The following is a 24,618-nucleotide window of genomic DNA, read 5'->3' on the forward strand; positions in this document are numbered from 1 at the left end:
CTTTTTGTTTCCTGCTCGAAAAGCATACCTGATACAACGGTTCCAGAGCGTTCATGTTCAATTTTGGTGCGCATGGCTTAACGCCCAGCTGACGGCGAGATGACAATTTTGCAACTCGTGCCGGTGGTTTTGGCCTATAGCTCTATGATCAGCCGGACGACCACCCACGAGGATATTTCATGAGCGCAGGACACAGCCACGCCCAGGTACGCGCCGGCCACGAACGGCTGTTATGGATCGCATTGGCACTGACCGGCAGCTTTATGATCGCCGAGGTGATCGGCGCCTTTATCACCGGCAGCCTGGCGCTGTTGTCCGATGCCGCGCACATGATGACCGACGCCCTGGCGCTAGGGATTTCCCTGGTGGCGATCCAGGTCGCCAAGCGCGCCGCCGACCGCAAGCGCACCTTCGGCTATGCGCGTTTCGAGATCCTGGCGGCAGCGTTTAATGCGCTGCTGCTGTTCGGCGTTGCGTTCTACATCCTGTATGAGGCGTATCAACGCTTGCAGGCGCCCGCCGAGATCCAGTCCACCGGCATGCTGGTGATCGCGGTGCTGGGGCTGGTGGTCAATCTGATTTCCATGCGATTGCTGAGTGCGGCCAGCGGCGAAAGCCTGAATGTGAAGGGCGCTTACCTGGAGGTCTGGAGCGACATGCTCGGCTCCATCGGCGTGATCATCGCGGCGCTGGTGATCATGTACACCGGCTGGGGCTGGGTGGATTCGGTGGTGGCGGCGGCGATTGGCTTCTGGGTATTGCCCCGCACCTGGACGCTGCTCAAGGAAAGCATGAACGTGCTGCTGCAAGGCGTGCCGGACGGCATCGATATCGACAAGGTGGAACAGGCAATTCGCGGCGTTCCCGGGGTCAAGGACGTGCACGACCTGCACATCTGGGCCCTCACCAGCGGCAAGAACGTGCTGAGCACTCACTTGGTGGCGGATTCTGCTCAAGGCAGCGAGCAACAGATCCTCAGCCAGGTGACGGAGTTACTGCACGAGCAATTCGATATTTCCCACGCCACGATCCAGATCGAGGGCGAAGGTTTTCAGCATGACGAGCATGACGAGGTGCATGCCTGACCGTCACTCACGGTCTTCCAGCACATAACCCACGCCGCGCAAGGTATGGATCAACTTGCGCTCGAACGGGTCATCAATCTTTGCCCGCAGGCGGCGGATCGACACTTCCACCACATTGGTGTCGCAATCAAAGTTCATGTCCCACACGAACGAGATAATTTGCGTGCGCGACAGCACCACGCCGCTCTGGCGCATCAGCAGGTGCAGCAGGGCGAACTCCTTGGTGGTCAGGTCGATGCGCTGCAAACCGCGAAACGCCCGGTGGCGGCCCTGATCCAATTCCAGGTCGGCCACCCGCAACACATCCGGCACCGGCGAATGCACGCTGCGGCGCATCAAGGTGCGCACCCGCGCGAGTAATTCGGGGAACTCAAACGGCTTGACCAGGTAATCATCGGCGCCCAGGTCCAGGCCCTTGATCCGGTCGGCGAGGCGGCCCTGGGCGGTCAGCATCATGATGCGGGTGCTGCTGTTCTGGCGGATGCGTTGCAGCACGTCCCAGCCATCCATCAACGGCAAATTCACGTCGAGCATCACCAGGTCGTAGGCGTGCTGGCGAGACAAATGCAGGCCGTCGGCGCCGGTGGCGGCACAGTCGACGATATAGCCACTTTCGCTCAATCCCTGATGCAGATAATCGGCGGTTTTAGGTTCGTCTTCGATAACCAGAATACGCATGTCGAGGATCCCGCTGGGCAGTGGAAAAGTTGCCCGGAGCTTAAAGCAAAAGCCCGCGCCAGAGCCGTTGCTAACGGATTTGTAATGTTCTGGCCACTCCTCTGATAAGTACCGAAAGTTACATTGTCCACCTGTTAATTCATGGGCATGGAACTCTTGTTATGCCGACTTTTGTCCGCACGTTTATCGGCGCTTCGGTGCTGTTGCTGATGACGGTCCAGGGCGCAAACGCGCAAACCCTGACCCTCGAATCGGCCCTGCAAACCGCCTTCGCCAACAACCCCGACATGGCCGCTGCGCAGTGGGAAATCGACATCGCCCAAGGCGGTCGCCAGCAGGCCGGTTTGATCCCGAATCCGGTGGCCTCCTGGGATGCCGAAGACACCCGCCGCAACTCGCGCACCACCACCGTGAAACTGAGCCAAACCCTGGAACTGGGTGGCAAGCGCGGCGCCCGGATTGATGTCGCCACCCGTGCCCAGGAGGCGGCCGCACTCACCCTGGAACAGCGCCGCAACGGTCTGCGAGCGGAGGTCATCGACGGTTACTACGGTGCACTTCGCGCCCAGGAACGCCTCGACCTGGCCCAGCGCTCATTGGCATTGGCCGAGCGCGGCCTGGTGGTGGCCAATGGTCGCGTCACCGCCGGCAAAACGTCCCCGGTGGAAGCCACCCGCGCCCAGGTGCAACTCTCGGAAATCCGCCTGCAATTCAACCGCGCGCAGATGGGCCTGAGCGATGCCTACCGGCGCCTCGCGGCCAGTACTGGCGCGGCCAGCACCGATTTCCAGGCCGTCGCCACCCAAGCCCAGGCCGCACCGGCGTTACCGTCGCCCACGCAGTTGCTGGGGCGCCTGGAACAGACCGCCGAACTGCGCCTGGCCGAGCTGCAAATCGTCCAGGGCGAAGCGGCCCTGGGCCTGGAAAAAGCCCTGCGCATTCCCGACCTCGACGTGTCCATCGGCAGCCAATACGACGCCAGCGTGCGCGAGCGGGTCAACGTGGTGGGCGTGTCGATGCCGATCCCGCTGTTCAACCGCAACCAGGGCAACGTGCTGGCCGCCAGTCGCCGTGCCGACCAGGCCCGCGACCTGCGCAACGCCGCCGAACTGCGCCTGCGCACCGAAACCCGCCAGGCCCTGGACCTTTGGCAAACCGCGAATACCGAAGTGCGCTCGTTCAACCAACAGATCCTGCCCGCCGCCCAAAGCGCGGTGGACAGCGCCACCCGTGGTTTCGAGATGGGCAAGTTCAACTTCCTCGACGTACTCGACGCCCAGCGCACCTTGATTGCGGCCCGCACCCAATACCTCGCGGCGACGGCCCAGGCCACCGAAGCCTGGGTGCGCATCGAACGGATTTACGGCGACCTCGCCCGGTTTTGATTTTTTCAGGAGCGTTCCATGAACAACAAGCACAGGATGGCGCTGGCCGTTGCACTGATGCTGGCGTGGCCGGCCATCAGCGGTGCGGCAGAGACGGAAGAGGAAGGCAAGATCGAGCTGACCGAACAGCAGATCCAGGCCGCCGGTATTCAACTGGCCCCGGCGCAATCCCGGCAGATCAGCACTGTGCTTTCGCTGCCGGGCGAGGTGCGTTTCGACGAAGACCGCACCTCCCACATCGTGCCGCGTGCTGCCGGCGTGGTGGAGTCGGTGAAGGTCAACCTCGGCCAATCGGTGAAGAAGGGCGAGCTGCTCGCGGTGATCGCCAGCCAGCAGATTTCCGATCAGCGCAGTGAACTGGCGGCCAGTGAGCGCCGGGTGGTACTGGCCCGCACCACCTTCCAGCGCGAGCGCCAGTTGTGGCAGGACAGGATCTCCGCCGAACAGGATTACCTGCTGGCGCGCCAGGCGCTGCAAGAGGCCGAAATCGCCCTTAACAATGCCCGGCAAAAGATGAACGCCCTGAGCGGCAGCGCTGTATTGGTCGGCGGCAATCGCTACGAACTGCGGGCGCCGTTCGACGGCGTGGTGGTGGAAAAACACCTGGGTGTCGGCGAGGTGGTGAGCGAGACCAGCAACGCCTTCACCCTGTCGGACCTGTCCCAGGTGTGGGTGACCTTCGGCGTGTTCCCCAAGGATTTGAACAAGGTCCGGGTCGGCAAACCGGTGAAGGTCACGTCCTCGGAAATGGGCACCGAAGTACTCGGCACCGTGGCCTATGTCGGCAACTTGCTGGGGGAGCAGACCCGCACCGCCACCGTACGCGTCACGGTGCCGAACCCCGACGCTTCGTGGCGTCCAGGGCTGTTCGTTTCCGTGCAGGTCGCCACCGACACCTACCCGGCCAAGGTCACCGTCCCCCAGGAGGCGATCCAGACCGTCGAGGACAAACCCTCGGTGTTCGTGCGCACCAGCGACGGCTTCATGACCCGGCATATCGAACTGGGCGTCAGCGAAAACGGCTTCGTCGAAGTGCGCCAGGGCCTCGACGCCGGCGCGCAGGTGGCCACCGCCGGCAGCTTCATCCTCAAGTCCGAGTTGGGCAAGGCCTCGGCCGAGCACGCCCATTGATCCTGCGAGTGATTTCCCATGTTTGAGCGCCTTATCCAATTCGCCATCGAGCAGCGCATCATCGTGCTGTTGGCGGTGCTGTTGATGGCCGGTGTCGGCATCGCCAGCTATCAGAAGTTGCCCATCGACGCGGTGCCGGATATCACCAACGTCCAGGTGCAGATCAACTCGGCGGCGGCGGGTTTTTCGCCGCTGGAAACCGAGCAGCGCATCACCTTTCCCATCGAGACCGCCATGGCCGGGCTGCCGGGCTTGCAGCAGACCCGCTCGCTGTCGCGCTCGGGCTTGTCCCAGGTCACGGTGATTTTCAAGGACGGCACCGACCTGTTCTTCGCCCGCCAGCTGGTCAACGAACGCTTGCAGGTGGCTCGCGAGCAACTGCCCGATGGCATCGAAAGCATGATGGGGCCGATCTCCACCGGGCTCGGGGAAATCTTCCTGTGGACCGTGGAGGCGAAAGACGGCGCCCGCAAGGAGGACGGCTCAGCCTATACGCCGACCGACCTGCGGGTGATCCAGGACTGGATCATCAAGCCGCAACTGCGCAACGTGCCGGGGGTGGCCGAGATCAATACCATCGGCGGCTTTGCCAAGGAATACCAGATCGCCCCGGACCCCAAGCGCCTGGCGGCCTACAACCTGACCTTGGGCGACCTGGTCACGGCGCTGGAGCGCAACAACGCCAACGTCGGCGCCGGCTACATCGAGCGCAGCGGCGAGCAATTGCTGATCCGTGCGCCGGGGCAAGTCGCGTCCATCGACGACATTGCCAACATCGTCATCACCACTTCCGACGGTACGCCGATTCGGGTGCGCAACGTCGCCCAGGTCGACATTGGCCGCGAGCTGCGTACCGGTGCCGCCACGGAGAATGGCCGCGAAGTGGTGCTGGGCACGGTGTTCATGTTGATCGGCGAAAACAGCCGCACGGTGTCCCTGGCGGTCGCGAAAAAACTCGAAGAGATCAACCGTTCGCTGCCTGAAGGTGTGGTGGCCGTCACCGTCTACGACCGCACCAACCTGGTGGAAAAAGCCATCAGCACCGTGAAGAAAAACCTCTTCGAAGGGGCGCTGCTGGTGGTGGCGGTGTTGTTCCTGTTCCTGGGGAATATCCGCGCTGCGCTGATCACCGCGATGGTGATTCCCCTGGCCATGTTGTTCACCTTTACCGGGATGTTTACCAACAAGGTCAGCGCCAACCTGATGAGCCTCGGCGCGCTGGATTTCGGGATTATCGTGGATGGCGCGGTGGTGATCGTCGAAAACGCCATCCGCCGCCTGGCCCACGCCCAGCAGCGCCACGGGCGATTGCTGACCCGCAGCGAGCGCCTGCATGAAGTGTTTGCGGCGGCCAAGGAAGCGCGGCGCGCGCTGATCTTCGGGCAACTGATCATCATGGTGGTGTACCTGCCGATCTTCGCCCTCACCGGGGTGGCCGGGAAGATGTTCCACCCGATGGCGTTCACCGTGGTGATCGCGCTGCTGGGGGCGATGATTCTGTCCGTGACCTTCGTGCCGGCGGCCATTGCGCTGTTCGTCACCGGCAAGGTCAAGGAAGAGGAAAACCTGGTGATGCGCAGCGCACGCCGTGTCTACGCGCCGGTGCTGGATTGGGTGATGGCGCGCCGGCCGCTGGTGTTCGGCCTGGCGGTGCTGGCCATCGTTGCGTCGGGCCTGGTGGCCAGTCGCATGGGCAGCGAATTTATCCCCAGCCTCAGCGAGGGTGATTTCGCCCAACAAGCGTTGCGGGTGCCGGGCACCAGCCTGACGCAGTCGGTACAGATGCAGCAGCAGCTGGAAAAGACCTTGATGGCCGAGGTGCCGGAAATCGAGCGGGTATTCGCCCGCACCGGCACCGCGGAAATCGCCTCCGATCCGATGCCGCCGAACATCTCCGATAGCTACGTGATGCTCAAGCCCAAGGACCAGTGGCCCGACCCGAAGAAGTCCCGCGAGGCAATCATCGCCGACATCCAGCGCGCCAGTGCGATTGTGCCGGGCAGCGTGTATGAACTGTCGCAACCGATCCAGCTGCGCTTCAACGAACTGATTTCCGGGGTGCGCAGCGACGTCGCGGTGAAGGTGTTTGGTGACGACATGGCGGTGCTCAACAAGACCGCCGGGGAAATCGCCGAGACTTTGCAAACCCTCAAGGGCGCCTCGGAAGTGAAGGTGGAACAGACCTCCGGCTTGCCGGTGCTGACCATCAATATCGACCGCGACAAGGCCGCGCGCTTTGGCCTGAACGTGGGTGATGTGCAAGACACGATTGCCGTCGCCGTGGGTGGGCGCCAGGCCGGGACGATGTACGAAGGCGACCGGCGTTTCGACATGGTAGTGCGTTTGTCCGACGCCCTGCGTACCGATATCGAAGGCTTGTCGCGGCTGTTGATCCCGATTCCGGCATTGGCGAATAACGCGGCGGGGCAGTTGGGGTTTATCGCGCTGTCGGAAGTCGCCAGCCTGGACCTGGTGCTCGGCCCCAACCAGATCAGCCGCGAAAACGGCAAGCGCCTGGTGATCGTCAGCGCCAACGTGCGTGGGCGGGATATCGGCTCGTTTGTCGAGGAAGCCGGGACGGCCATCGGCACTCAGGTGAAAATTCCCGCGGGCTACTGGACCAGCTGGGGCGGCCAGTTCGAGCAGTTGAAGGAGGCCTCCGAGCGCTTGCGCATCGTGGTGCCGGTGGCGTTGCTGCTGGTGTTCGGGTTGCTGTTCATGATGTTCAACAACCTCAAGGACGGGCTGCTGGTGTTCACCGGGATTCCCTTCGCGTTGACCGGCGGGATCATGGCGCTGTGGCTACGGGACATTCCGTTGTCGATCTCGGCGGGCGTGGGTTTTATCGCGCTGTCGGGGGTGGCGGTGCTGAACGGGTTGGTGATGATTGCGTTCATTCGCAACCTGCGGGAAGAGGGGCGCTCATTGTCGGTGGCCATCAACGAAGGCGCCCTGACGCGCTTGCGCCCGGTGTTGATGACGGCGTTGGTGGCGTCGCTGGGGTTTATCCCCATGGCCCTGGCCACCGGCACCGGCGCCGAAGTGCAGCGCCCGTTGGCGACGGTGGTGATTGGCGGGATTATCTCGTCGACGCTGCTGACCCTGCTGGTATTGCCGGCGCTGTATCACTGGGCGCACCGGCGTGAAGAACAGGAAGACCGCCCGATGCCTGGCCAATAACCTGTGGCGAGGGAGCAAGCTCCCTCGCCACAGGTTATTGGCAGATAGTGTTGGTATGAAGGGGAAACACCAACCGAAACACAGTGAAATCTCCGGGCTCGCTGCTGACTTCTGCCCGGCCTTGATGCAGGGTCATGATCGACCGCACGATGGCCAGCCCCAGCCCGGTCCCCCCTTCGGAGCGGGCGCGGCTGCTGTCGACGCGGTAGAAACGCTTGAACAGGTTCGGCAGGTGGTGCGCTTCAATCCCCGGCCCCGGGTTGCCCACCGAGAGCGACACCTGCTGCCCGTGGGTTTCCACCTGCAACGACACCGTGGAAGCGTGTGGCGTATGACGGATGGCATTGGACAACAAGTTGGAAATCGCCCGCTGAATCATCAGGCGGTCGCCATGCACCGAGGCATCACCGTGAAGGCTCAGGCTCAGTTGCTTGTCGTCGGAACTCAACGCAAACAGTTCCATCACCCGGCGTGCTTCAGCGGCCAGGGACACGGGCGCAAACGAAACCCGCGCCGCCGGGTGGCTGACCTGTGCCAGGAACAGCATGTCGGAAACGATCCGCGCCAGCCGCTCCATTTCTTCAGTGCTGGATTCCAGCACCGCCTTGTACTCCTCGGGCGGGCGCTCCCGGGACAACGTCACCTGGGCCTTGCCCATCAAGTTGGTCAGTGGCGCGCGCAGTTCATGGGCCAGGTCATCGGAGAACTGCGACAGCTGCTGCACACCGCCATCCAGGCGTTGCAGCATGAAATTGATGCCCTGCGCCAACTCGCCCAACTCGTTGGGCAAGTTATCCACAGCCAGGCGGTGGGTCAGATCCTGTGTGGTGACCTTGGCCGCGACGCGGCTGAACTGTTGCAGCGGTGCGAGCCCGCGTTGCACCACCCACCACGCGCCGATGCCGATCAGCAGCAACAGCAGCGGCAGGGCGATCACCGTGGAACGCAGGTAAGCACTGAGCAATGCCTGATCGTCCCTGCGGTCCAGGGACAGCAGCACCCGCACGCGTTCGCCGCTGGACAGGCGCATCAGGCTGGAGGCGCTGAGCACCTGGTTGCCGTTGCTGTCGTCCCAGTTCAGGTAACCGAGGGTCTGGCGTGGTGCGAAGTCGGTCAGCAACGGTTCCTGTGGCTTGGCACCGACGCTCAGCAGCACCGCTTCATCGGGTGCGGTGCCGACGATGGTCAGGTAGAAATTGTCATGCCCCATCACCAGGTCCATCAGCGAATGCGGGCGGGCTTTTATGTCGCGGGTGTCCAGGCCGAGGGCGAGGCTGTGCTGGATCTGCTCCATCTTGCTTTCCAGGCCCTTGCGCGCCAGTTTCTCAAGCTCGTGGGTCAGCGCCAGGTAGGCCAGTGTTGCGAGCAGCACCACCAGGCCCGCGCCCATCAGGCTCACCGTCAGCCCGAGGCGCATCGACAGGCTGCTGGCTTTCATTGGCGGGCCTCCAGCACATAGCCCACGCCGCGAATGGTATGGATCAGCTTGACGTCACTCTGGTCATCGACCTTGGCCCGCAGGCGGCTGATGGAGACCTCCACCACGTTGGTGTCGCAGTCGAAATTCATGTCCCACACCAGGGAAATAATCTGCGTGCGGGTCAGCACTTCGCCGGACTGACGCATCAGCACATGCAGCAGCGCGAACTCCTTGGTGGTCAGGTCAATGCGCCGGGTGCCGCGATAGGCGCGGTGGCGGCGCGGGTCCAGTTCAAGGTCCGACACGCGGAAGACTTCCGGCACCGGTATGTGCTCGCTGCGGCGCAACAGCGTGCGCACACGGGCCAGCAATTCGGGGAATTCGAAGGGTTTGACCAGGTAATCATCGGCGCCCATGTCCAGGCCCTTGATCTTGTCAGTCAGCCGGCCACGGGCTGTGAGCATCATCACCCGTTGGTTGCTGTCGCGGCGCAGTTGCTCAAGCACTTCCCAGCCGTCCTTGGCCGGCAGGTTTACATCGAGAATCACCAGTTCATAGGCGTGTTGCCCGGCCAGGTGCAGGCCGTCCACGCCGCTGGCGGCGCAGTCGACCACGTAACCGCTTTCGGTCAGGCCCTGCTGCAGGTAGGCGGCGGTTTTTTGCTCGTCCTCAACCACAAGGATACGCATGGGGATTTACCTTTTACTGATAGAGAGAGACTGAAATTCGAATTTTCCGAAGCCTGAAGGCTGAAGTAGCTACAGGGTCAATCAGCCAGTTTGTGACTGGTTGTTGCGTTGCAGAACGGGCGGGCAAAAAAAACGCCCCATCCGGGGCGTTAAAAATTCATCTCTTTCCAAAGGAGCTACACAAAAGCTTCAGAGATGAATGTGCTCGGTGTGCGCCGTTCAGATCGACTGCTTCTGTGCGTCGGCGGGCGCGGTCTCGGCCACGGACTGTTCACCGTGGACCTGTTGCTGTTGCTGGCGGAACTCGGCGAGGAACTGCCGGGAACGGTCGGCGCCGTCGTCGGCGAATGCGAGGGTGGAAGTGGCGCCGAGAAAACTGATCAATAACAGGTGGGATGGCTTCATGACGTGTCTCCAAATAAGGCGTGTGCCGTTAGTTGTGACCAGTATATGAAGCGCAACTTAACGAGAAGGTGAGGCGCATATTACAGTTCTGACAGGCTTCAATTTGTGAACAGATGTTAGTCAACGGCAAATGAATGTAAGCATTTGCCGTTGTGTTCATTTACAGAATTGCCAATGGGTATTCGACAATCAACCGAACTTCTTCCAAGTCCGACTCAAAGGCACTTGAGCGAACGGTCGCCTGGCGCAAACGCAGCGACAGGTCTTTCAAGTTACCGCCCTGCACCACGTACTTCGCCTCGATATCCCGCTCCCAGCGGCGTTGATCGGTCAGCGGGTCGCCGGCCGCGTCACGGCGCATGTACACGCTGTTGGCGTTGCTGTAGTCGGCGCCGGTACCTTTGCCATAGCGGGTCATGAAGGTCAGGCCAGGAATGCCGAAGGCCTGCATGTCGAGGTTATAGGCGAGCATCCACGAGCGTTCCTTGGGCGAGTTGAAGTCGCTGTACTGGATCGAGTTGTTGAGGAAGATCGAGTCCGACATGCGCAGGTAGTCAAAGTCGTCATCGCCGTTGTTGCGCTGGTGCGACAGGGCCAGGCTGTGGGCGCCGACCTTGACCCCAAGCCTGGCGCTCCAGATGTTGTTATCGAACTCGCCAAGGCGTTTCTTGCCCTCGTCCACGGCCTTGTAATAGTTGAAGTCGCCAAACAGCGACACGTCATCGTTCAGCGGGTAGCTGGCGGCGCTGCCGAAGTAGTACTGGTCCCAGGCATCCTTCAGGCGGCTGGTGTACAGGCTGACGCTGAGGTGTTTGTTCACCTGGTAGTCGCCGCCGGCATAGCCGATCCAGGGTGAATCCACCTTGCCCGCATAAAAGGTCGCGAAGCCTTTATCCATGCCGCTTTGAGTAGGCTGGCTCATGCCGCTCAAGTGCCCGGCCTGCAAGCTCAAGCCGTCAATGCTGGTGTTTTGCACGGTGACGCCACGGAAGCTTTCCGGCAACACCCGCGAGTCGCCGTAGGCCACCACCGGGGTCAGCGGGAACACGTCACCGGCCTTGATCACGGTATCCAGCAGGCGCACTTTTACCGCGCCGCCGAGCTTGCTGTAGCCGTCCTCGGGGTGGTTGTCGCTGTCTACCGGCAGTACGCCGAACGAGCCCTTGCCGCCGCTGCGACCGGTGCCGGAGTCGAGTTTCAGGCCATACATCGCAAACGCATCGAGGCCGAAACCCACCGGACCCTGAGTGAATCCGGATTCGAACTTGCCGATAAAACCCTGGGCCCAGGCTTCGGAATAGCCATTGCCGGTGGGGCTCGACTGGCCCTTGCGGTCATCGCGGTTGAAGTAGAAGTTGCGGGCCAGCACGTTCAAGGTACTGCCTTCGATAAACCCTTCGGGTTTTTCTTCCACGGCCATGCCTGACAGCGGGGTGAGCCCCGCCAGGGCGGCAATCATGGAGAGGGAAAGTGTGCGGTTAGTGCTCATGTAGCGCTCCTCGGTAGTGGCAGCTATCAGCTTCTTATCGATGGGGCATTCTTGTTGTGATGGTGCCCGGGCAGATAGTTGCAAACACGAGATAACGGCGAGGTGGCGCACAGATTACAATTTTGGAATTTCAATAAAACATAACGGATAAGTAATCTTTCGGTGAACGTTGCGACAGGCTTGGTTAGTTATTCTTGCTCTGAACTTTTAATTCAATAAGTCAGACGAGGACACCCTCATGAATACCCTGAAAACCACTGTCGCTGCATTGGTCCTGATCGTTTCCGCCAGCGCGATGGCCGAAGGTGGAGGCGACCGCACCTTCGCCCAATTGATGCAAAACAATGAGCAAGCCATGGCCGCCTACGCCGCCAGAAAGGGCAAGCCTGCGCCCGAGGTGCTGGTGTATCGCTACGGCATGAAGCTGGACATTGCCAAGGTGGTGAATGTCACGCCGCCGATCCGCTCGTGCAGCGCGGTGCCGTCACGCATGACCTACGAAGACTCCACCGGCAAGCTCAACACGCTCCACTACCAAGTGATGGGCATCTGCCGTAACAACGGCAGTTGAGTGGCTGAAAAAATATAGTTGGGCAATGGGCTAAAGCTCTCTTAAGAAAATGCCGGCAGCGCCGATGCAGGTCAGATCCCGCCCTCATTTGCCCACCGGTGCCTCCATGTTCAACACCCGTCTCAAGCAGGAGCTGTCTGCTCTTCGCGAAGAATTATCCAGTTTGCAGCAGGTCAAGGAGAGCCTGGAAAGCGAAATGATGGCCCTGACCCTGGATCCCGAAGGGCGCATCGAGTCCGTCAATGCCATCTTCCTTCAAGAGATGGCTTACCAGGCAAGCCAGCTGCAAGGCCGCCTGATCGAGGATCTGGTGCCGGCGCACGTCAAGCACGACACCTTTCAACTGCGCTTCACGAACGCCCTGGTGCGTGGCGAACACTTCGCCGGTTCCGTACGCCTGATGCGCGGCAACGGCAATGAGGCGTGGCTGCGCTCCATCGTGCAACCGGTGCGTGGCAGTGACGGGCGTATCAAGCATATTTCGATGTACTCCAGCGACCTGACCCGCACCATCGAGGCGTCCCGCGAGCACGAAAACCTGATCACCGCGCTGGTGCGTTCCACGGCAGTGATCGAGTTCGACCTCAACGGTAATGTACTGACGGCCAACGACCGTTTTCTCAACGGCATGGGTTACAGCCTGGCGCAGATCCAGGGCAAACATCACCGGATATTCTGTGAGCCGCAGGATGCCGGCAGCGTCGAGTACCAGCAGTTCTGGAAGCGCCTGAACGCCGGTGAATTCGTCGCGGGCCGCTTCAAGCGAGTGGACAGCCACGGGCGGGTGGTGTGGCTGGAGGCTTCGTATAACCCGGTGCTCGACGCCAACGAGCGGCTGTACAAAGTGGTCAAGTTCGCCACGGTGATCACCGACCAGGTCAACCAGGAACAGGCCGTGGCCGACGCGGCCAACATCGCCTACAGCACCTCGCTGCACACCGACAGCAGCGCCCAGCGCGGCACCACCGTGGTCACCCAGGCGGTGGAGGTGATGCGCGACCTGGCCAAGCACATGGAGCAGGCGGGTGAGGGCATTGAAGCGCTGAACGCCCAGTCCCAGGTGATTGGCAGCATCGTCAAGACCATCAGCGGCATCGCCGAGCAGACCAACCTGCTGGCGCTCAACGCCGCCATCGAAGCCGCCCGTGCCGGTGAGCAAGGCCGTGGTTTTGCGGTGGTGGCCGATGAGGTTCGGCAACTGGCGTCGCGTACCAGCAAGGCCACCGAGGAAATCGTCGGCGTGGTGCGCCAGAACCAGGACATGGCCCGCGATGCAGTGGCGCTGATGACCGATGGCCGCCTGCAGGCCGAGCAAGGGCTGGCATTGGCGGCCGAGGCGGGCACGGTGATCGTCGAGATCCAGGACGGCGCCCAGAAAGTGGTCAGCGCTGTAGGGCAATTCGCCAATCAACTGAGCAGCTAGTCACCCGGGCTCATGCTTGAGGTATCGTAGGTTTTTTTTCCGAGCCTTTCGTCCATGAGCCCTAACCATCGCCGTCCCGTCCCGCTGTCCAAGGCCTACCGCTTGCTCAACCACGGCCCGACCGTACTGGTCAGCGCCGCGCACAACGGCCAGCGCAACATCATGGCCGCGGCATGGGCGATGCCGCTGGATTTCGAACCGCCCAAAGTCGCCGTCGTGCTGGATAAGGCCACCTGGACCCGGCAACTGCTCGAAGGCGCCGGCACTTTCGTGCTCAACGTACCGTGTGCGGCCCAGGCCGATATCGTGCAGACCGTGGGCAACACCACCGGCAGCGAGACCGACAAGTTCGCCGCATATGACTTGCAGACGTTCAGCGGCGAACACACCGAAGCGCCGATGCTCGAAGGCTGCGTGGCGTGGCTGGAATGCCGCTTGCTGCCGGAACCGCATAACCAGCAGACCTACGATTTGTTCCTCGCCGAAGTGGTGGCCGCCCAGGCTGATGAGCGCGTATTCAGCGACGGTCGCTGGCATTTCGAAGGGCAGGATGCGCTGCGTACCTTGCACCATGTGGCGGGCGGGCATTTCCTGACGATTGGTGAGCCTATTGATGGGCGACAGCTTTAAGGCCAGTGCCAATTCTTCCGGTAAAGCCTGGTTTTGTGGCGAGGGAGCTTGCTCCCGCTGGAGCGCGAAGCGGTCCCATTGTTTCCTGCCAATACACTTGGTCGGTAGATATACGACTGCTGCGCAGCCGAGCGGGAGCAAGCTCCCTCGCCACAAAGGTTGTGCTACCACTGCGCCTTGCTGAGCGCCTCGGCAAACGCCATCAACTTCGGCGAGTACTGCCGCGATGGCGGATACACCAGCGATATCGCCCGACTGCGCCCGGCAAATTCCTCCAGCAAGGGCACCAGGCGCCCGGCCGCCAGATCTTCCCGCACCGCAAAGTCCATCACCTGGGCGATGCCGAATCCGCCCAGCGCGCCGTCCACCAGCGCATCGCCGATATCAAAGATCAACCGCCCCTCGACACTCACGTCCTGCACCCTGCCATCGAGCATGAACTGCCAGTCCACCAGCCGGCTGGTGCGCAGGTTACGTACGGTCAGGCAGTTGTGGTCCTGGAGTTCATCGACGGTTTGCGGCGTACCAAAACGCGCGAGATAAGCCGGGGCGGCGACGGTGACCCAGCGCAGCGGTGGCAGTGCCCGGGCGATCAGGCGTTGGTCCTGGATGTCGCCGGTGCGCAGCAAGGCGTCAAAGCCTTCGTCGACGATGTCCACCAGGCGGTCGGTCATTACCGCTTCAATGCGCAGATCGGGGTATTGCAGGGTCAGCTCGCCGATCACCGGCATCACCACCTTGCGGCCAAACAACGAGGGCGTGCTGATCTTCAGCAAACCGGACGGTGAGGCACGGCGGTCGAGCATTTGCCGCTCGGCTTCGGCCAGTTCCGCCAGCAGCGGCGCGCTGCGTTCATACAGCATCTGCCCGTCGGGCGTGAGGCTGACGCTGCGGGTGTTGCGTTGCAGCAGGCGCACACCCAGCTGGTTTTCCAGCCGGGAAATGGCCCGGGACAAGCCCGATTGGGTCAGCCCCAGGTCTCCGGCGGCGCGAGTGAAACTGCGGGTTTCGGCGACGCGCACCAGCAGGCGAACAGCATTCAGATCCATGATTAAAGTCATTACTGAAAGAGTGATAGGGCTATTTATCATCTGTTGGGCATGAAAGAAACTGGCGCCTCTCATTTTCAGGCAGGACGCTGTGATGTCTTCTTCTCGACCCTCTGGCTGGATGCTGTTGCTGCTGGCAACCGCGCAACTGATCATCGCCCTCGACGCGACCATCGTGTTTGTCGCGCTGCCGCAAATCGGCAGCCACCTGGGGTTTTCTGCCCAGCAATTGCAGTGGGTGGTCAGTGCCTACAGCGTGGCGTTTGGTGGCTTCCTGTTGCTGGGCGGTCGGTCGGCGGACCTGTTGGGCAAGCGGCGCTTGTACATGCTCGGCCAGTCGCTGTACGCGCTGTCTTCCCTGGCGGCGGTGCTCGGTGGCAGCGCCTTGCTGCTGGTGCTGGCGCGGGCGGTGCAGGGCGTGGGCGGGGCGCTGTTGTTCCCGGCCACGCTGGCGCTGATCAACACCCACTACGCCGAAGGGCCCGCGCGTAATCGGGCGTTTGCCGTGTGGAGCGCGGCGTCTGCGGCGGGCCTGGCAATGGGCGCGTTGCTCGGCGGCGTGCTGACCCAGGCGTGGGGCTGGGAAGCGGTGTTTCTGGTGAACGTGCCATTGGCCGGTGCCTGTGCCCTGGCGGCGCGCTACTGGATTCCCGCCGATGGCGAGCGGGCCCGCGGGCGCAACTTTGATATCAGCGGCGCGTTGACCGTGACGCTGGGCGGCACCTTGCTGGTGTTCTCGCTGGTGCAGGGGCCGGAGTGGGGCTGGGCGGCGCCGTCGACCCTGGGCTGCATGGCCTTGGCGTTGGTGCTGCTCGGATTGTTTGGGTGGATCGAACACCGGGGCCGTGATCCCCTGATGCCGCTGCGCTTGTTGGGCTATCGCGAGTTGCGCATGGCCATGGTGTTGACGGCGGTGTTCATGAGCAGCTTTGGCGTGCAGTACTACTTTCTGGCGGTGTACTACCAGCAGGTCTACGGCTATAGCGTGTTGCAGGCGGGGTTGGCGTTTTTGCCGGCGACGCTGGTGTGCACCGCGGGTATCTGGCTGGCGGAGCGTTCATTGGCGCGTCTGGGGTTGCGCAACACCCTGGTCAGCGGCCAGTTGGCGGGCGCGGTGGGTATCGCTTTGGTATGTGTGGCGTTGCCGACGGGGGCGGGGTTCTGGTCGTTGCTGCCGGGGATTTTCATCCTGAGTATTGGCCAGGGCATGACCTGGACGGCGATGTGGGTGGCCGCCGGGCTGGGCATCCGGCCGGGCGAGCAGGGCGTGGCGGCAGGCATGGCGTCCACCAGCCAGCAGATTGGCGGTGCGTTGGGGCTGGCGTTGCTGGTGTCGTTGGCGAACGCCGGTGGGTCGACGGGCGCGGCGCAGGCGGGCGGGATTGAACTGGCGTTGTGGTGGAGCGCGGCGATTGCCCTGGCAGGTGCGGTGCTGGCGTTGGCCCTTAAAGAACGAGCGCCAGCGTCGAATACGATTTCGGCAGCGACATAGTTCAAATGTGGGAGCGGGCTTGCTCGCGAAGGCGGTGGATCAGTCAATGCATTCAGTAGCTGACACACCGCATTCGCGAGCAAGCCAGCTCCTACAGGTTGATCGCATTTCAAGGCGGGATTTCAGCGCCCGAGCATCTTCACCCAGCGCGACGGCGGCATGCCGAAAGTGCTGCGGAACTGGCGGGTCATGTGGCTCTGGTCGGTGAAGCCGGCGGTCAGTGCCGCATCCACCAGTGACTGGCCCTGGCCCAGCAGGCTGCGCACCAGGTCCAGGCGACGCATGGTCAGGTAGCGATAAGGGCTGGTACCAAACAACAATCGAAAATCCCGCGATAACGCCCAGCGGTCGCGGTTGGCGTATTCCGCCATCTCATCGAGGGTGATCGGGCGGCCCAGCGCGCTGTGGATAAATTCCCGCGCACGCTCGGCGGCGCGGTAGTCGAAGGTCTTGCGGTTCACCGTGATGCCCGACGCGTTATTCAGCGCCTGGGCCAGGTCAAACATCGCGTCCTGTTCCTGCAGCGGGTCAATCGGGCAATCCAGGCTTTGCAGCAACACTTCACTGGCGCGGTACAGCCACGGGTCGCTGGACAATCCGCCGGGGATGAACGGTAACGGCTTGCCGCCGAGCACCTGCTGGATCAGCGCCGGCTCCACGTAAATCATCCGGTATTTGAAACCTTCCTCGCTGCCGGCCCAGCCGTCATGCACTTCATCGGGATGGATCACCATGGTCCGCCCCGGCAGGCTGTGGGTCATGCCGCCGCGATAGTGAAAGCTCTGCACACCGAACAGGGTACGGCCGATGGCATAGGTGTCGTGGCGATGGGGGTCGAAGCCAAACCCGGCAAAATACGCCTCGATGCGCTCCAGGCCACTGGCGTGGGGCGCGCGGTGCAGCCAGTCGATATTGGTCGCCATGATGAGTTGTCGCGCAAAGAGATGGAAATACGGTAACCCAGTCTGAATCCGCTGTCTGCCGGGGTCTTGTACGATTGTGCAGGGCGGGTACCGGGCATATGATCCTTATTCCTGCACTGCCCTCGGCGGAATCCCACATGGAATTGTTCAATCCGGCCTACGCGGCTCCTCTGGTCTCGCTGGCCCTGCTCTGGACCGTCGCGGTCGTCACGCCCGGCCCGAACTTCTTCAACACCGCGCAACTGGCCGCCAGTTGTTCACGCCGCCATGGCGTGGTGGCGTCGGCTGGCGTGGCCACCGGCACGGTGATCTGGGGGCTGGCGGGTGGGCTGGGGATCAAGTCGCTGTTCACCGCAGCACCCATGTTGTACCTGGCGTTCAAGATCATCGGCGGCTGCTACCTGATTTACCTGGGCTTGAAACTGTTCCGGCGCTCGGCACCGTCGATGGCCCAGAACCTGTTGCCCGACGAACCTCGGCGTTCACTGTTCTCCGCCTGGCGCCTGGGTTTGCTGGGCAACCTGTCCAACCCCAAGGCGGCGCTGTTCGTCGCGACGATCTTTGCATCCACCATGCCGCAGTCACCGTCGCCGACGCTGCTGACCCTGGCCGTGATCACCATGGCGACCTTGTCATTCAGTTGGTACTCCTGCGTGGCGCTGGTGTTTTCCAGTGAGCGGATGGCCAACGTCTATGCCCGCTCGCGCAAGTGGCTGGACCGGTTTGCCGGTGGTTGTTATGTGCTGTTCGGGGCCACGCTGGTAGCGAATCGCTGACGGCTCATGGTAAGAAGCCTTACTTTCAAACGTGAGGCCGATCATGAGCAAGCTGCGGGTAGGGATTATTTTTGGTGGCCGTTCGGCCGAGCACGAAGTGTCGCTGCAATCGGCGCGCAACATCGTCGATGCACTGGACCGTTCGCGCTTTGAGCCGATCCTGATCGGCATCGACAAGGCCGGCCACTGGCACCTCAACGACACCTCGGGCTTTCTGCTCAACGAAGAAAACCCGGCGCTGATCGCCCTCAATCAATCCAATCGTGAACTGGCCGTGGTGCCGGGCAAGGCCAGCCAGCAACTGGTGGAAACCGCCAGCCAGGCCTCGCTGGAACATGTCGATGTGATCTTCCCGATCGTCCACGGCACCCTCGGCGAAGACGGCTGCCTGCAAGGCCTGCTGCGCATGGCCGACTTGCCGTTTGTCGGCTCCGACGTGCTGGGCTCGGCGGTGTGCATGGACAAGGACATCAGCAAACGCCTGCTGCGCGATGCCGGGATTGCCGTGACGCCGTTCATTACCCTCAACCGTCGCACGGCGGCGCGAACCACCTTCGAACAAGCCCGGCAGAAACTCGGAGTGCCGATGTTCGTGAAACCGGCGAACCAGGGTTCGTCCGTGGGCGTGAGCAAGGTGGGCAGCGAGGCTGAATATCATGCCGCCGTAGAACTGGCCCTCGGGTTTGATGAAAAGGTGCTGGTGGAGTCGGCGGTAAAAGGCCGGGAAATCGAATGCGCCGTGTTGGGTAACGAGAATCCTATCGCCAGTGGTTGCGGCGAGATCGTGGTGCGGGACGGGTTCTATTCCTACGACAGCAAATACATCGATGACCAGGCGGCCCAAGTGGTGGTGCCGGCGGACATCAGTGTTGAAGCCAGCGAGCGCATTCGTGCGTTGGCTATCGAAGCGTTTGAAACCCTGGGCTGTGCCGGGCTGGCGCGGGTGGATGTGTTTCTGACGGATGAGGGGGAGGTGCTGATCAACGAGATCAACTCGTTGCCGGGCTTTACGCGCATCAGCATGTACCCGAAATTGTGGCAGGCGGCAGGAATGAGCTACAGCGAGCTGGTGAGCCGGTTGATCGAGCTGGCGCTGGAGCGGCATGCGGGGCGTAAGGGGTTGAAGATCAGCCGCTAAAGATCAAATGTGGGAGCTGGCTTGCCTGCGATAGCGGTGGATCAGTGAATAAAATATTGACTGACACTCCGTCATCGCAGGCAAGCCAGCTCCCACACTAGATTTGCGCAGTCCTGGAAATCCACGAATACAACAACGTCTTGCGCTCCGTACTGTCATGGGTCCTTCGGCGGTAACTCGCAAATGCAGGCGAGGTGCAATACGTACACACCTCGCTCACCTCAACCTGCTCACGTTTTATCCCTGCCGCCTCCAGCAAGATCAGCGCATAGCGGCTCAAATCAAACCACGCACTCAAGGCCTGCCTGGGTTCTGGCGGCTGAATCTCCGGTGCCAACAAAGGCCCCGGCTGCTCGAACGTCCACGGCGCATTTCCATCCCGCCACAAATGCCCCTGACTCGCCTGCAACTGCGCCACAAACTCGCCACTCACCTCATAACAACAAGGCTTGATCGACGGCCCGATCGCAATCCGCAACTGGTCCAACGCCACTCCCTCGGCGGCAAACCGTTGCATGGCATTGGCGATGATCCCGCCTTGCAGCCCCTTCCAGCCGCCATGAATCGCCGCGACAAAATCCCCGCTCTCCGAGGCCATCAGCAACGGCAGGCAATCGGCGGTGATCACCGCAATCGGCTGCGCCTCCCGGCTGAAAACCCCGTCAGCCTCCACCGTGTTGGGCGTAAGCTGCGGGTGCCATTCAATGGTCGTGGCGCTGTGCACCTGCTTGCAGATGAACACCTCGTCGGGCCGCAATGGATCGTCAATCGTACAAAACCCATGGTCGACGCCAGCCAGGGCGCCGAGGTTATTTGCCTTGTGCACGCGCAGCTCTCCAGTGAGTCAATTCAATCCCCCAGTGCTTCGCCTTCACGGCGTGGATCAGCCCCGCCGACCAACGACGCCTTGCCCTGCGCATCGCGCACCCGGACGATCGCCTGGGCGCCGCTGGTCATGTCGATTTCGCTCAGGGCGTGGCCCTTGTCCTTCAGTGCCTGTTTCAGCTGAGCACTGAACAACCCGGCTTCCAGCTCGGTCGCGCCGTTGCGACTGCCGAAGTTGGGCAGGCCGACGGCCGCTTGCGGGTCGAGGTTCCAGTCGAGCATGGCCACCAGGGATTTGCTCACATATTCGATGATCTGCGAACCGCCCGGCGAACCCACAGTGGCCACCCACTCACCGCTCTGGCGATCAAACACCAGGGTCGGTGCCATCGACGAACGCGGGCGCTTGCCCGGCTCGATCCGGTTGGCCACCGGCTGGCCGTTCTCTTCGGGGATGAAGGAGAAGTCGGTCATCTGGTTATTCAGCAAAAAGCCCTGGACCATTACATGGGAACCGAATGCGGACTCCACCGTGGTGGTCATCGACACCGCGCCACCCACGTCATCCACCGCCACCACTTGCGAGGTGGAAATGCGCAACGGCGAGCGATCCGGCGCGTAGGCCACTTCAATTCCCGCAGGCTTGCCCGGCTTGGCGACGCCCATGCTGCGCTCACCAATCAATGCGGCACGGCCGGCCAGATAGTCCGGCGCGACTAGCCCGGCCACCGGCACCGGCACGTAGTCGGAATCCGCCACGTACTGGGCGCGGTCGGCATAGGCCAGGCGGTCGGCCTCGGCGATCAGGTGCACCGCTTCGGGCACCGGTTCCAGGCCGGCCGGGGAGTCGTTCTTCACCGGCTTCAACAGCCCAAGCGTCATACGCGGGTCGCGGGCTTCCAGGGCCTGCAACGTGCCGAGGATCTGCGCAATGGCGATCCCGCCCGACGACGGCGGCGGCATGCCGCAGACTTTCCAGCGCTTGTAGTCGGTGCACAACGGCGCCCGCTCAACCGCGCTGTAACCCTTGAGGTCAGTCAGCGTCAGGCTGCCGGCGTTGCTGTTGCCTTGCACCTTGCGTGTGATTTCGTCGGCAATCGGGCCGTAGTACAGCGCGTCCGGCCCTTCCTTGGCGATGCGCTTGAACACGTTGGCCAGCGCCGGGTTTTTCAGCAGCGTACCGGTGGCCTTCGGGCTGCCGTCGGCATTCAGGAAGTACGCGGTCATTTCCGGCGAGCGGCTGATGTAGCGGTCAGCGGCAATCAGGCTGTGCAGGCGCGCAGAGATCGGGAAACCCTCTTCGGCCAGGCGAATGGCCGGCTCAAACAGTTTGGCCCATTGCAGGTGGCCGGTCTTTTTATGGGCCATTTCCAGGGCGCGCAACACCCCCGGGGTGGCCACCGAACGCCCGCCAATCTGTGCCTGCGGGAACGACATCGGCGTGCCATCGGCGTTGAGGAACAACCGCTCGGTAGCGCCCGCCGGTGCGGTTTCGCGACCGTCGTAGGCGTGCACCTGCTTGCCGTCCCACAGCATGATGAACGCACCGCCGCCGATCCCGGAGGACTGCGGCTCCACCAGGGTCAGCACGGCCTGCATGGCAATCGCGGCGTCGATGGCCGAGCCGCCCTTGCGCAATATCTCGCGCCCGGCTTCGGCGGCCAGCGGGTTGGCGGCGGCGGCCATGTGGCGCTCGGCGTGGCGGGGGCTCATGTCGGTGCGATAGCCCGAGCCGAGCTCCGGGGCGGGCGGCAGTTCCGGCGCGGTGGCGCTGTGGCAGGCGGCGAGGGTGAGGGCGGCGGTGATCAGCGAGAGGGTGAAAAGGCGTTGGCGGTGAAAAATCGAAAACACGCGATGACTCCGTTCATTTGAGAATGATCTGTTGTCCGTGGGGAGGGAATGTACCTCAGTGGTTTGCAGGTTGGGAGATTGATCTGTATTTGGTTGTGCGGTACAACTATGTTCCTCATCATTCGGGCAAGAGGTTTCCCCCCGTGAACCGTTCCAAGCCAGACCTTATCGATCAGATCCGCTGTGCCTCGCGTCTTATGGTGCGAGAGCTGGGCTTCATGCAGCCGAAGTTGGCGGCCAGCAGTTACCCACCGTCATCGGTGCACACGATTGTTGAAATCGGCGAGCGTGGCGCGCTGACAGCGGTTGAACTGGTCATGTTGCTGGGGCTGGAAAAGTCGTCGGTGAGCCGCATGGTGCGCAAGCTGGTCGAGGCGGGCGAGCTGGAAGAGTTTGCCAACGAGGACGATGCCCGTTCGAAAAAGCTGCGGCTCACCACACGAGGCCAGAAGACGTTACGCGACATCGAAACGTTTGCCCGGCGCCAGGTGGGCGAGGCGATTGGCGACTTGTCCAGCGAACAGCAACAGGCCGTCAGCCGCGGGCTCGATCAGTACGCCGCAGCCCTGCAAACCCAACGTACCGGCGCCCGGCAGCCGAGGCACTACCGCATTGCCCATGGCTACCGGCCAGGCATCATCGGGCGTATCGCGCAGATGCACGCCGAGTACTACGCCCAGCATGCGAATTTTGGCCAGCCGTTTGAAAGCCTGGTGGCGGCGGACATGGCCGAGTTGATGGGGCGCCTGGCCAACCCGCGCAACCAAGTCTGGGCAGTGCTGGACGCAGAGCAGATCGTCGGTTCGATCGCGATTGATGGCGAGGGCGAAAACGGCGAGGCGACCCTGCGCTGCTTCATCCTCGACCCGTCTGCCCACGGCCAGGGCTTGGGCAAACGGCTGTTGCAAGAGGCGCTGGATTTCTGTGACGGGCACCGGTTCCCGGCGGTGCGGCTGTGGACGTTCAAGGGCCTCGATGTGGCGCGCAAGCTTTATGAAAGCGCGGGCTTTGTGCTGGAGTCGGAACAGGAGGGGCAGCAGTGGGGCAAGTCTGTGGTGGAGCAGTGTTTTGTGCGGCAAGGGGTTTGACATACAGCGCCCCAGTAAGAGGCGCTCAGTGCTGATGCCGGTAGCGGGGAATGTCATGTGTCACCTTCTTGTGGTTCGCCAGCCAGGCTGGCATTCACATAATTCTTACCCGGGCACAGCTATGATGCTCGTCCTTATGCAATAAGCCTGACAGGGCGACCCATTATGAATGTGAGCGTTCTCTACGCATTGGCGGCGGCGGCGTTGTTCGGCGCCAGCACTCCGCTTGCCAAGCTCCTGGGGGTGGATACGCCGCCCATCCTGTTGGCCGGGCTGCTCTATCTGGGCAGCGGCCTGGGCCTGGCCATCGTTCGGTTTGCTCGCGACCACGGCTGGAAACGGCCCGGGCTTGCAGCCGGAGAGTGGCCCTGGTTGGTGGGCGCCATTGTCTTTGGGGGCGTGCTTGCGCCTGTGGCGCTCATGTACGGGCTCACCCGCACAGCGGGCGCCACCGCATCGCTGATGCTCAATCTTGAGTCGGTGCTCACGGCCGTGCTGGCGTGGGTCGTGTTCAAAGAGAACGCAGATCGCCGCATCGTGATCGGCATGATCGCTATTGTTCTGGGCGGGATCGTTTTGTCATGGCCGCAAGGGGCAGCGACGGCTCATGATTGGACGGGGCCGCTGGCCGTGGCTTTCGCCTGTTTTTGTTGGGCCATCGACAATAACCTGACCCGTAAGGTCTCTGCCTCGGACGCGCTGTTTATCGCCGGGAGCAAAGGCTTGGCGGCGGGGGTGGTCAATTGCTGTTTGGCGTTGGCCATCGGGTCGCAACTGCCAGCGGTGGCCGCGCTGGGGTCAATCTTGGTGGTTGGGCTGCTTGGGTATGGCGTGAGTCTGGTGCTGTTTGTGCTCGCTCTGCGCGGGCTTGGCAGTGCGCGCACCGGCGCCTATTTTTCCACGGCTCCTTTCCTGGGCGCGGTCATCTCGATCCTGATCCTGGGCGAGTCAGTTTCGCTGATGTTCTTGCTCGCGGCCGCCTTGATGGCCATCGGGGTGTGGATTCATCTGATGGAACATCATGCGCACGAGCATCAGCACGATCCCCTCATGCACGGTCATCGCCATACACACGATGAGCACCACCAGCATGTGCATAACTTTGCGTGGGACGGTACCGAGCCACATAGTCATGCCCATGAGCACGCACCGATCCAGCACAGTCATGCGCATTTTCCCGATGTGCACCATCGGCATAAACACTGACGTCTGTGGGGCAATAGGGCGGTTTACTTTTCTTCAGGCATAAAAAAACGGCCTACCTTTCGGTAAGCCGTTTTTAGTACTTGGTGGTACACATTCATTTGAACTGATTGCGTAACCTTATGTATATAAAGGTTTTATTTTTTGATGTTCATTTGGGCATACATGTGGGCATACACGCCGCATT

Annotated in this window: 20 protein-coding genes and 2 pseudogenes; 13 read left to right on the plus strand and 9 right to left on the minus strand. The window is 62.2% G+C overall.

Annotated features, from left to right (window positions below; all coding sequences use genetic code 11):
- Positions 1–179: 179 nt before the first annotated feature.
- Entirely contained in the window at positions 180–1,085 is a 906-nt protein-coding gene (locus QF039_RS00120) for a cation diffusion facilitator family transporter (RefSeq protein WP_008437507.1), read from the plus strand.
- Between the two features lie 3 nt (positions 1,086–1,088).
- Here the strand turns inward: QF039_RS00120 and QF039_RS00125 are convergent, their stop codons facing one another.
- On the minus strand, positions 1,089–1,763 hold the full coding sequence (locus tag QF039_RS00125) for a heavy metal response regulator transcription factor (protein WP_008437506.1): 675 nt from the start codon (positions 1,761–1,763) through the stop codon (positions 1,089–1,091).
- A gap of 161 nt (positions 1,764–1,924) precedes the next feature.
- On the opposite strand from QF039_RS00125, the gene QF039_RS00130 reads away from it, so the two are divergent.
- From QF039_RS00130 to QF039_RS00140, 3 genes are read left to right on the plus strand one after another with little or no spacing between them, the layout of a single operon-like run.
- Positions 1,925–3,148: a TolC family protein gene (locus tag QF039_RS00130; RefSeq protein WP_307516466.1), complete on the plus strand. Its 1,224-nt coding sequence runs from the start codon at positions 1,925–1,927 to the stop codon at positions 3,146–3,148.
- Positions 3,149–3,166: 18 nt separating this feature from the next.
- Complete coding sequence (locus tag QF039_RS00135) at positions 3,167–4,279, plus strand: efflux RND transporter periplasmic adaptor subunit (protein WP_307516467.1); 1,113 nt, start codon at positions 3,167–3,169, stop codon at positions 4,277–4,279.
- Between the two features lie 18 nt (positions 4,280–4,297).
- Positions 4,298–7,459, plus strand: a complete 3,162-nt coding sequence (locus QF039_RS00140) for a CusA/CzcA family heavy metal efflux RND transporter (protein ID WP_177009606.1) — start codon at positions 4,298–4,300, stop codon at positions 7,457–7,459.
- Between the two features lie 34 nt (positions 7,460–7,493).
- On the opposite strand, the gene QF039_RS00145 is transcribed toward QF039_RS00140, so the two are convergent.
- The 4 genes from QF039_RS00145 to QF039_RS00160 form a co-directional block, all read right to left on the minus strand.
- On the minus strand, positions 7,494–8,897 hold the full coding sequence (locus QF039_RS00145) for a heavy metal sensor histidine kinase (RefSeq protein WP_307516468.1): 1,404 nt from the start codon (positions 8,895–8,897) through the stop codon (positions 7,494–7,496).
- Positions 8,894–9,568, minus strand: coding sequence for a heavy metal response regulator transcription factor (locus QF039_RS00150; RefSeq protein WP_003214417.1), 675 nt, complete (start codon positions 9,566–9,568; stop codon positions 8,894–8,896). The genes QF039_RS00145 and QF039_RS00150 overlap by 4 nt, the downstream gene beginning before the upstream one ends.
- A 219-nt stretch (positions 9,569–9,787) precedes the next feature.
- Positions 9,788–9,973, minus strand: coding sequence for a hypothetical protein (locus tag QF039_RS00155; RefSeq protein WP_008437498.1), 186 nt, complete (start codon positions 9,971–9,973; stop codon positions 9,788–9,790).
- A gap of 160 nt (positions 9,974–10,133) precedes the next feature.
- Entirely contained in the window at positions 10,134–11,462 is a 1,329-nt protein-coding gene (locus QF039_RS00160; RefSeq protein ID WP_307516469.1) for an OprD family porin, read from the minus strand.
- Between the two features lie 238 nt (positions 11,463–11,700).
- Here QF039_RS00160 and QF039_RS00165 point away from each other — a divergent pair, with 238 nt between their 5' ends.
- The 4 genes and pseudogenes from QF039_RS00165 (at position 11,701) to QF039_RS00175 (ending at position 14,086) form a co-directional block, all read left to right on the plus strand.
- Positions 11,701–12,033, plus strand: coding sequence for a DUF2790 domain-containing protein (locus tag QF039_RS00165; protein ID WP_307516471.1), 333 nt, complete (start codon positions 11,701–11,703; stop codon positions 12,031–12,033).
- A 199-nt stretch (positions 12,034–12,232) separates the two neighbouring features.
- A pseudogene (locus tag QF039_RS33650) lies at positions 12,233–12,916 on the plus strand (PAS domain-containing protein); the annotation flags it as partial.
- A 111-nt stretch (positions 12,917–13,027) separates the two neighbouring features.
- Positions 13,028–13,456: pseudogene (locus QF039_RS33655) on the plus strand (methyl-accepting chemotaxis protein); the annotation flags it as partial.
- A 54-nt stretch (positions 13,457–13,510) separates the two neighbouring features.
- Complete coding sequence (locus QF039_RS00175) at positions 13,511–14,086, plus strand: flavin reductase family protein (protein ID WP_003214424.1); 576 nt, start codon at positions 13,511–13,513, stop codon at positions 14,084–14,086.
- Between the two features lie 164 nt (positions 14,087–14,250).
- Here QF039_RS00175 and QF039_RS00180 read toward each other — a convergent pair whose 3' ends face one another.
- Positions 14,251–15,135 (minus strand): LysR family transcriptional regulator, encoded by an 885-nt coding sequence (locus QF039_RS00180; RefSeq protein WP_102368105.1) that lies wholly within the window; start codon positions 15,133–15,135, stop codon positions 14,251–14,253.
- 121 nt (positions 15,136–15,256) lie between these two features.
- On the opposite strand from QF039_RS00180, the gene QF039_RS00185 reads away from it, so the two are divergent.
- Positions 15,257–16,627 (plus strand): MFS transporter, encoded by a 1,371-nt coding sequence (locus tag QF039_RS00185; RefSeq protein ID WP_373462076.1) that lies wholly within the window; start codon positions 15,257–15,259, stop codon positions 16,625–16,627.
- A gap of 122 nt (positions 16,628–16,749) precedes the next feature.
- On the opposite strand, the gene QF039_RS00190 is transcribed toward QF039_RS00185, so the two are convergent.
- Positions 16,750–17,550, minus strand: coding sequence for an AraC family transcriptional regulator (locus QF039_RS00190; RefSeq protein WP_003214430.1), 801 nt, complete (start codon positions 17,548–17,550; stop codon positions 16,750–16,752).
- A 137-nt stretch (positions 17,551–17,687) separates the two neighbouring features.
- On the opposite strand from QF039_RS00190, the gene QF039_RS00195 reads away from it, so the two are divergent.
- Together QF039_RS00195 and ddlA are read left to right on the plus strand one after the other, a co-directional pair.
- Positions 17,688–18,326: a LysE family translocator gene (locus QF039_RS00195; RefSeq protein ID WP_177051842.1), complete on the plus strand. Its 639-nt coding sequence runs from the start codon at positions 17,688–17,690 to the stop codon at positions 18,324–18,326.
- A gap of 43 nt (positions 18,327–18,369) precedes the next feature.
- Entirely contained in the window at positions 18,370–19,464 is a 1,095-nt protein-coding gene (gene ddlA / locus QF039_RS00200; protein ID WP_008437490.1) for a D-alanine--D-alanine ligase, read from the plus strand.
- Between the two features lie 97 nt (positions 19,465–19,561).
- Here the strand turns inward: ddlA and QF039_RS00205 are convergent, their stop codons facing one another.
- Together QF039_RS00205 and ggt are read right to left on the minus strand one after the other, a co-directional pair.
- On the minus strand, positions 19,562–20,290 hold the full coding sequence (locus QF039_RS00205; protein ID WP_307516481.1) for a polyphenol oxidase family protein: 729 nt from the start codon (positions 20,288–20,290) through the stop codon (positions 19,562–19,564).
- Positions 20,291–20,313: 23 nt separating this feature from the next.
- Positions 20,314–22,140 carry a gamma-glutamyltransferase gene (gene ggt, locus QF039_RS00210; RefSeq protein ID WP_307516482.1) on the minus strand — a complete coding sequence of 609 codons (1,827 nt, stop codon included), beginning with the start codon at positions 22,138–22,140 and terminating at the stop codon, positions 20,314–20,316.
- Between the two features lie 197 nt (positions 22,141–22,337).
- On the opposite strand from ggt, the gene QF039_RS00215 reads away from it, so the two are divergent.
- Together QF039_RS00215 and QF039_RS00220 are read left to right on the plus strand one after the other, a co-directional pair.
- Positions 22,338–23,228 carry a bifunctional helix-turn-helix transcriptional regulator/GNAT family N-acetyltransferase gene (locus tag QF039_RS00215; RefSeq protein WP_307522876.1) on the plus strand — a complete coding sequence of 297 codons (891 nt, stop codon included), beginning with the start codon at positions 22,338–22,340 and terminating at the stop codon, positions 23,226–23,228.
- Positions 23,229–23,393: 165 nt separating this feature from the next.
- Positions 23,394–24,434 (plus strand): DMT family transporter, encoded by a 1,041-nt coding sequence (locus tag QF039_RS00220; protein WP_307516483.1) that lies wholly within the window; start codon positions 23,394–23,396, stop codon positions 24,432–24,434.
- Positions 24,435–24,618 lie beyond the last annotated feature (184 nt).

Origin of the sequence: Pseudomonas sp. W2I6, from assembly GCF_030815935.1 — a bacterium.
Lineage (GTDB): Bacteria > Pseudomonadota > Gammaproteobacteria > Pseudomonadales > Pseudomonadaceae > Aquipseudomonas.

Bases quoted from the DNA above. Each gene is read 5' to 3' on its own strand.
- QF039_RS00135 (WP_307516467.1), top strand. From the start codon at position 3,167: ATGAACAACAAGCACAGGATGGCGCTGGCCGTTGCACTGATGCTGGCG.
- QF039_RS00155 (WP_008437498.1), bottom strand. From the start codon at position 9,973: ATGAAGCCATCCCACCTGTTATTGATCAGTTTTCTCGGCGCCACTTCC.
- QF039_RS00165 (WP_307516471.1), top strand. From the start codon at position 11,701: ATGAATACCCTGAAAACCACTGTCGCTGCATTGGTCCTGATCGTTTCC.
- QF039_RS00120 (WP_008437507.1), top strand. From the start codon at position 180: ATGAGCGCAGGACACAGCCACGCCCAGGTACGCGCCGGCCACGAACGG.
- QF039_RS00180 (WP_102368105.1), bottom strand. From the start codon at position 15,135: ATGGATCTGAATGCTGTTCGCCTGCTGGTGCGCGTCGCCGAAACCCGC.
- QF039_RS00220 (WP_307516483.1), top strand. From the start codon at position 23,394: ATGAATGTGAGCGTTCTCTACGCATTGGCGGCGGCGGCGTTGTTCGGC.
- QF039_RS00130 (WP_307516466.1), top strand. From the start codon at position 1,925: ATGCCGACTTTTGTCCGCACGTTTATCGGCGCTTCGGTGCTGTTGCTG.
- QF039_RS00195 (WP_177051842.1), top strand. From the start codon at position 17,688: ATGGAATTGTTCAATCCGGCCTACGCGGCTCCTCTGGTCTCGCTGGCC.
- QF039_RS00140 (WP_177009606.1), top strand. From the start codon at position 4,298: ATGTTTGAGCGCCTTATCCAATTCGCCATCGAGCAGCGCATCATCGTG.
- QF039_RS00175 (WP_003214424.1), top strand. From the start codon at position 13,511: ATGAGCCCTAACCATCGCCGTCCCGTCCCGCTGTCCAAGGCCTACCGC.
- QF039_RS00150 (WP_003214417.1), bottom strand. From the start codon at position 9,568: ATGCGTATCCTTGTGGTTGAGGACGAGCAAAAAACCGCCGCCTACCTG.
- QF039_RS00160 (WP_307516469.1), bottom strand. From the start codon at position 11,462: ATGAGCACTAACCGCACACTTTCCCTCTCCATGATTGCCGCCCTGGCG.
- ddlA (WP_008437490.1), top strand. From the start codon at position 18,370: ATGAGCAAGCTGCGGGTAGGGATTATTTTTGGTGGCCGTTCGGCCGAG.
- QF039_RS00125 (WP_008437506.1), bottom strand. From the start codon at position 1,763: ATGCGTATTCTGGTTATCGAAGACGAACCTAAAACCGCCGATTATCTG.
- QF039_RS00185 (WP_373462076.1), top strand. From the start codon at position 15,257: ATGCTGTTGCTGCTGGCAACCGCGCAACTGATCATCGCCCTCGACGCG.
- QF039_RS00215 (WP_307522876.1), top strand. From the start codon at position 22,338: ATGGTGCGAGAGCTGGGCTTCATGCAGCCGAAGTTGGCGGCCAGCAGT.
- QF039_RS00190 (WP_003214430.1), bottom strand. From the start codon at position 17,550: ATGGCGACCAATATCGACTGGCTGCACCGCGCGCCCCACGCCAGTGGC.
- QF039_RS00145 (WP_307516468.1), bottom strand. From the start codon at position 8,897: ATGAAAGCCAGCAGCCTGTCGATGCGCCTCGGGCTGACGGTGAGCCTG.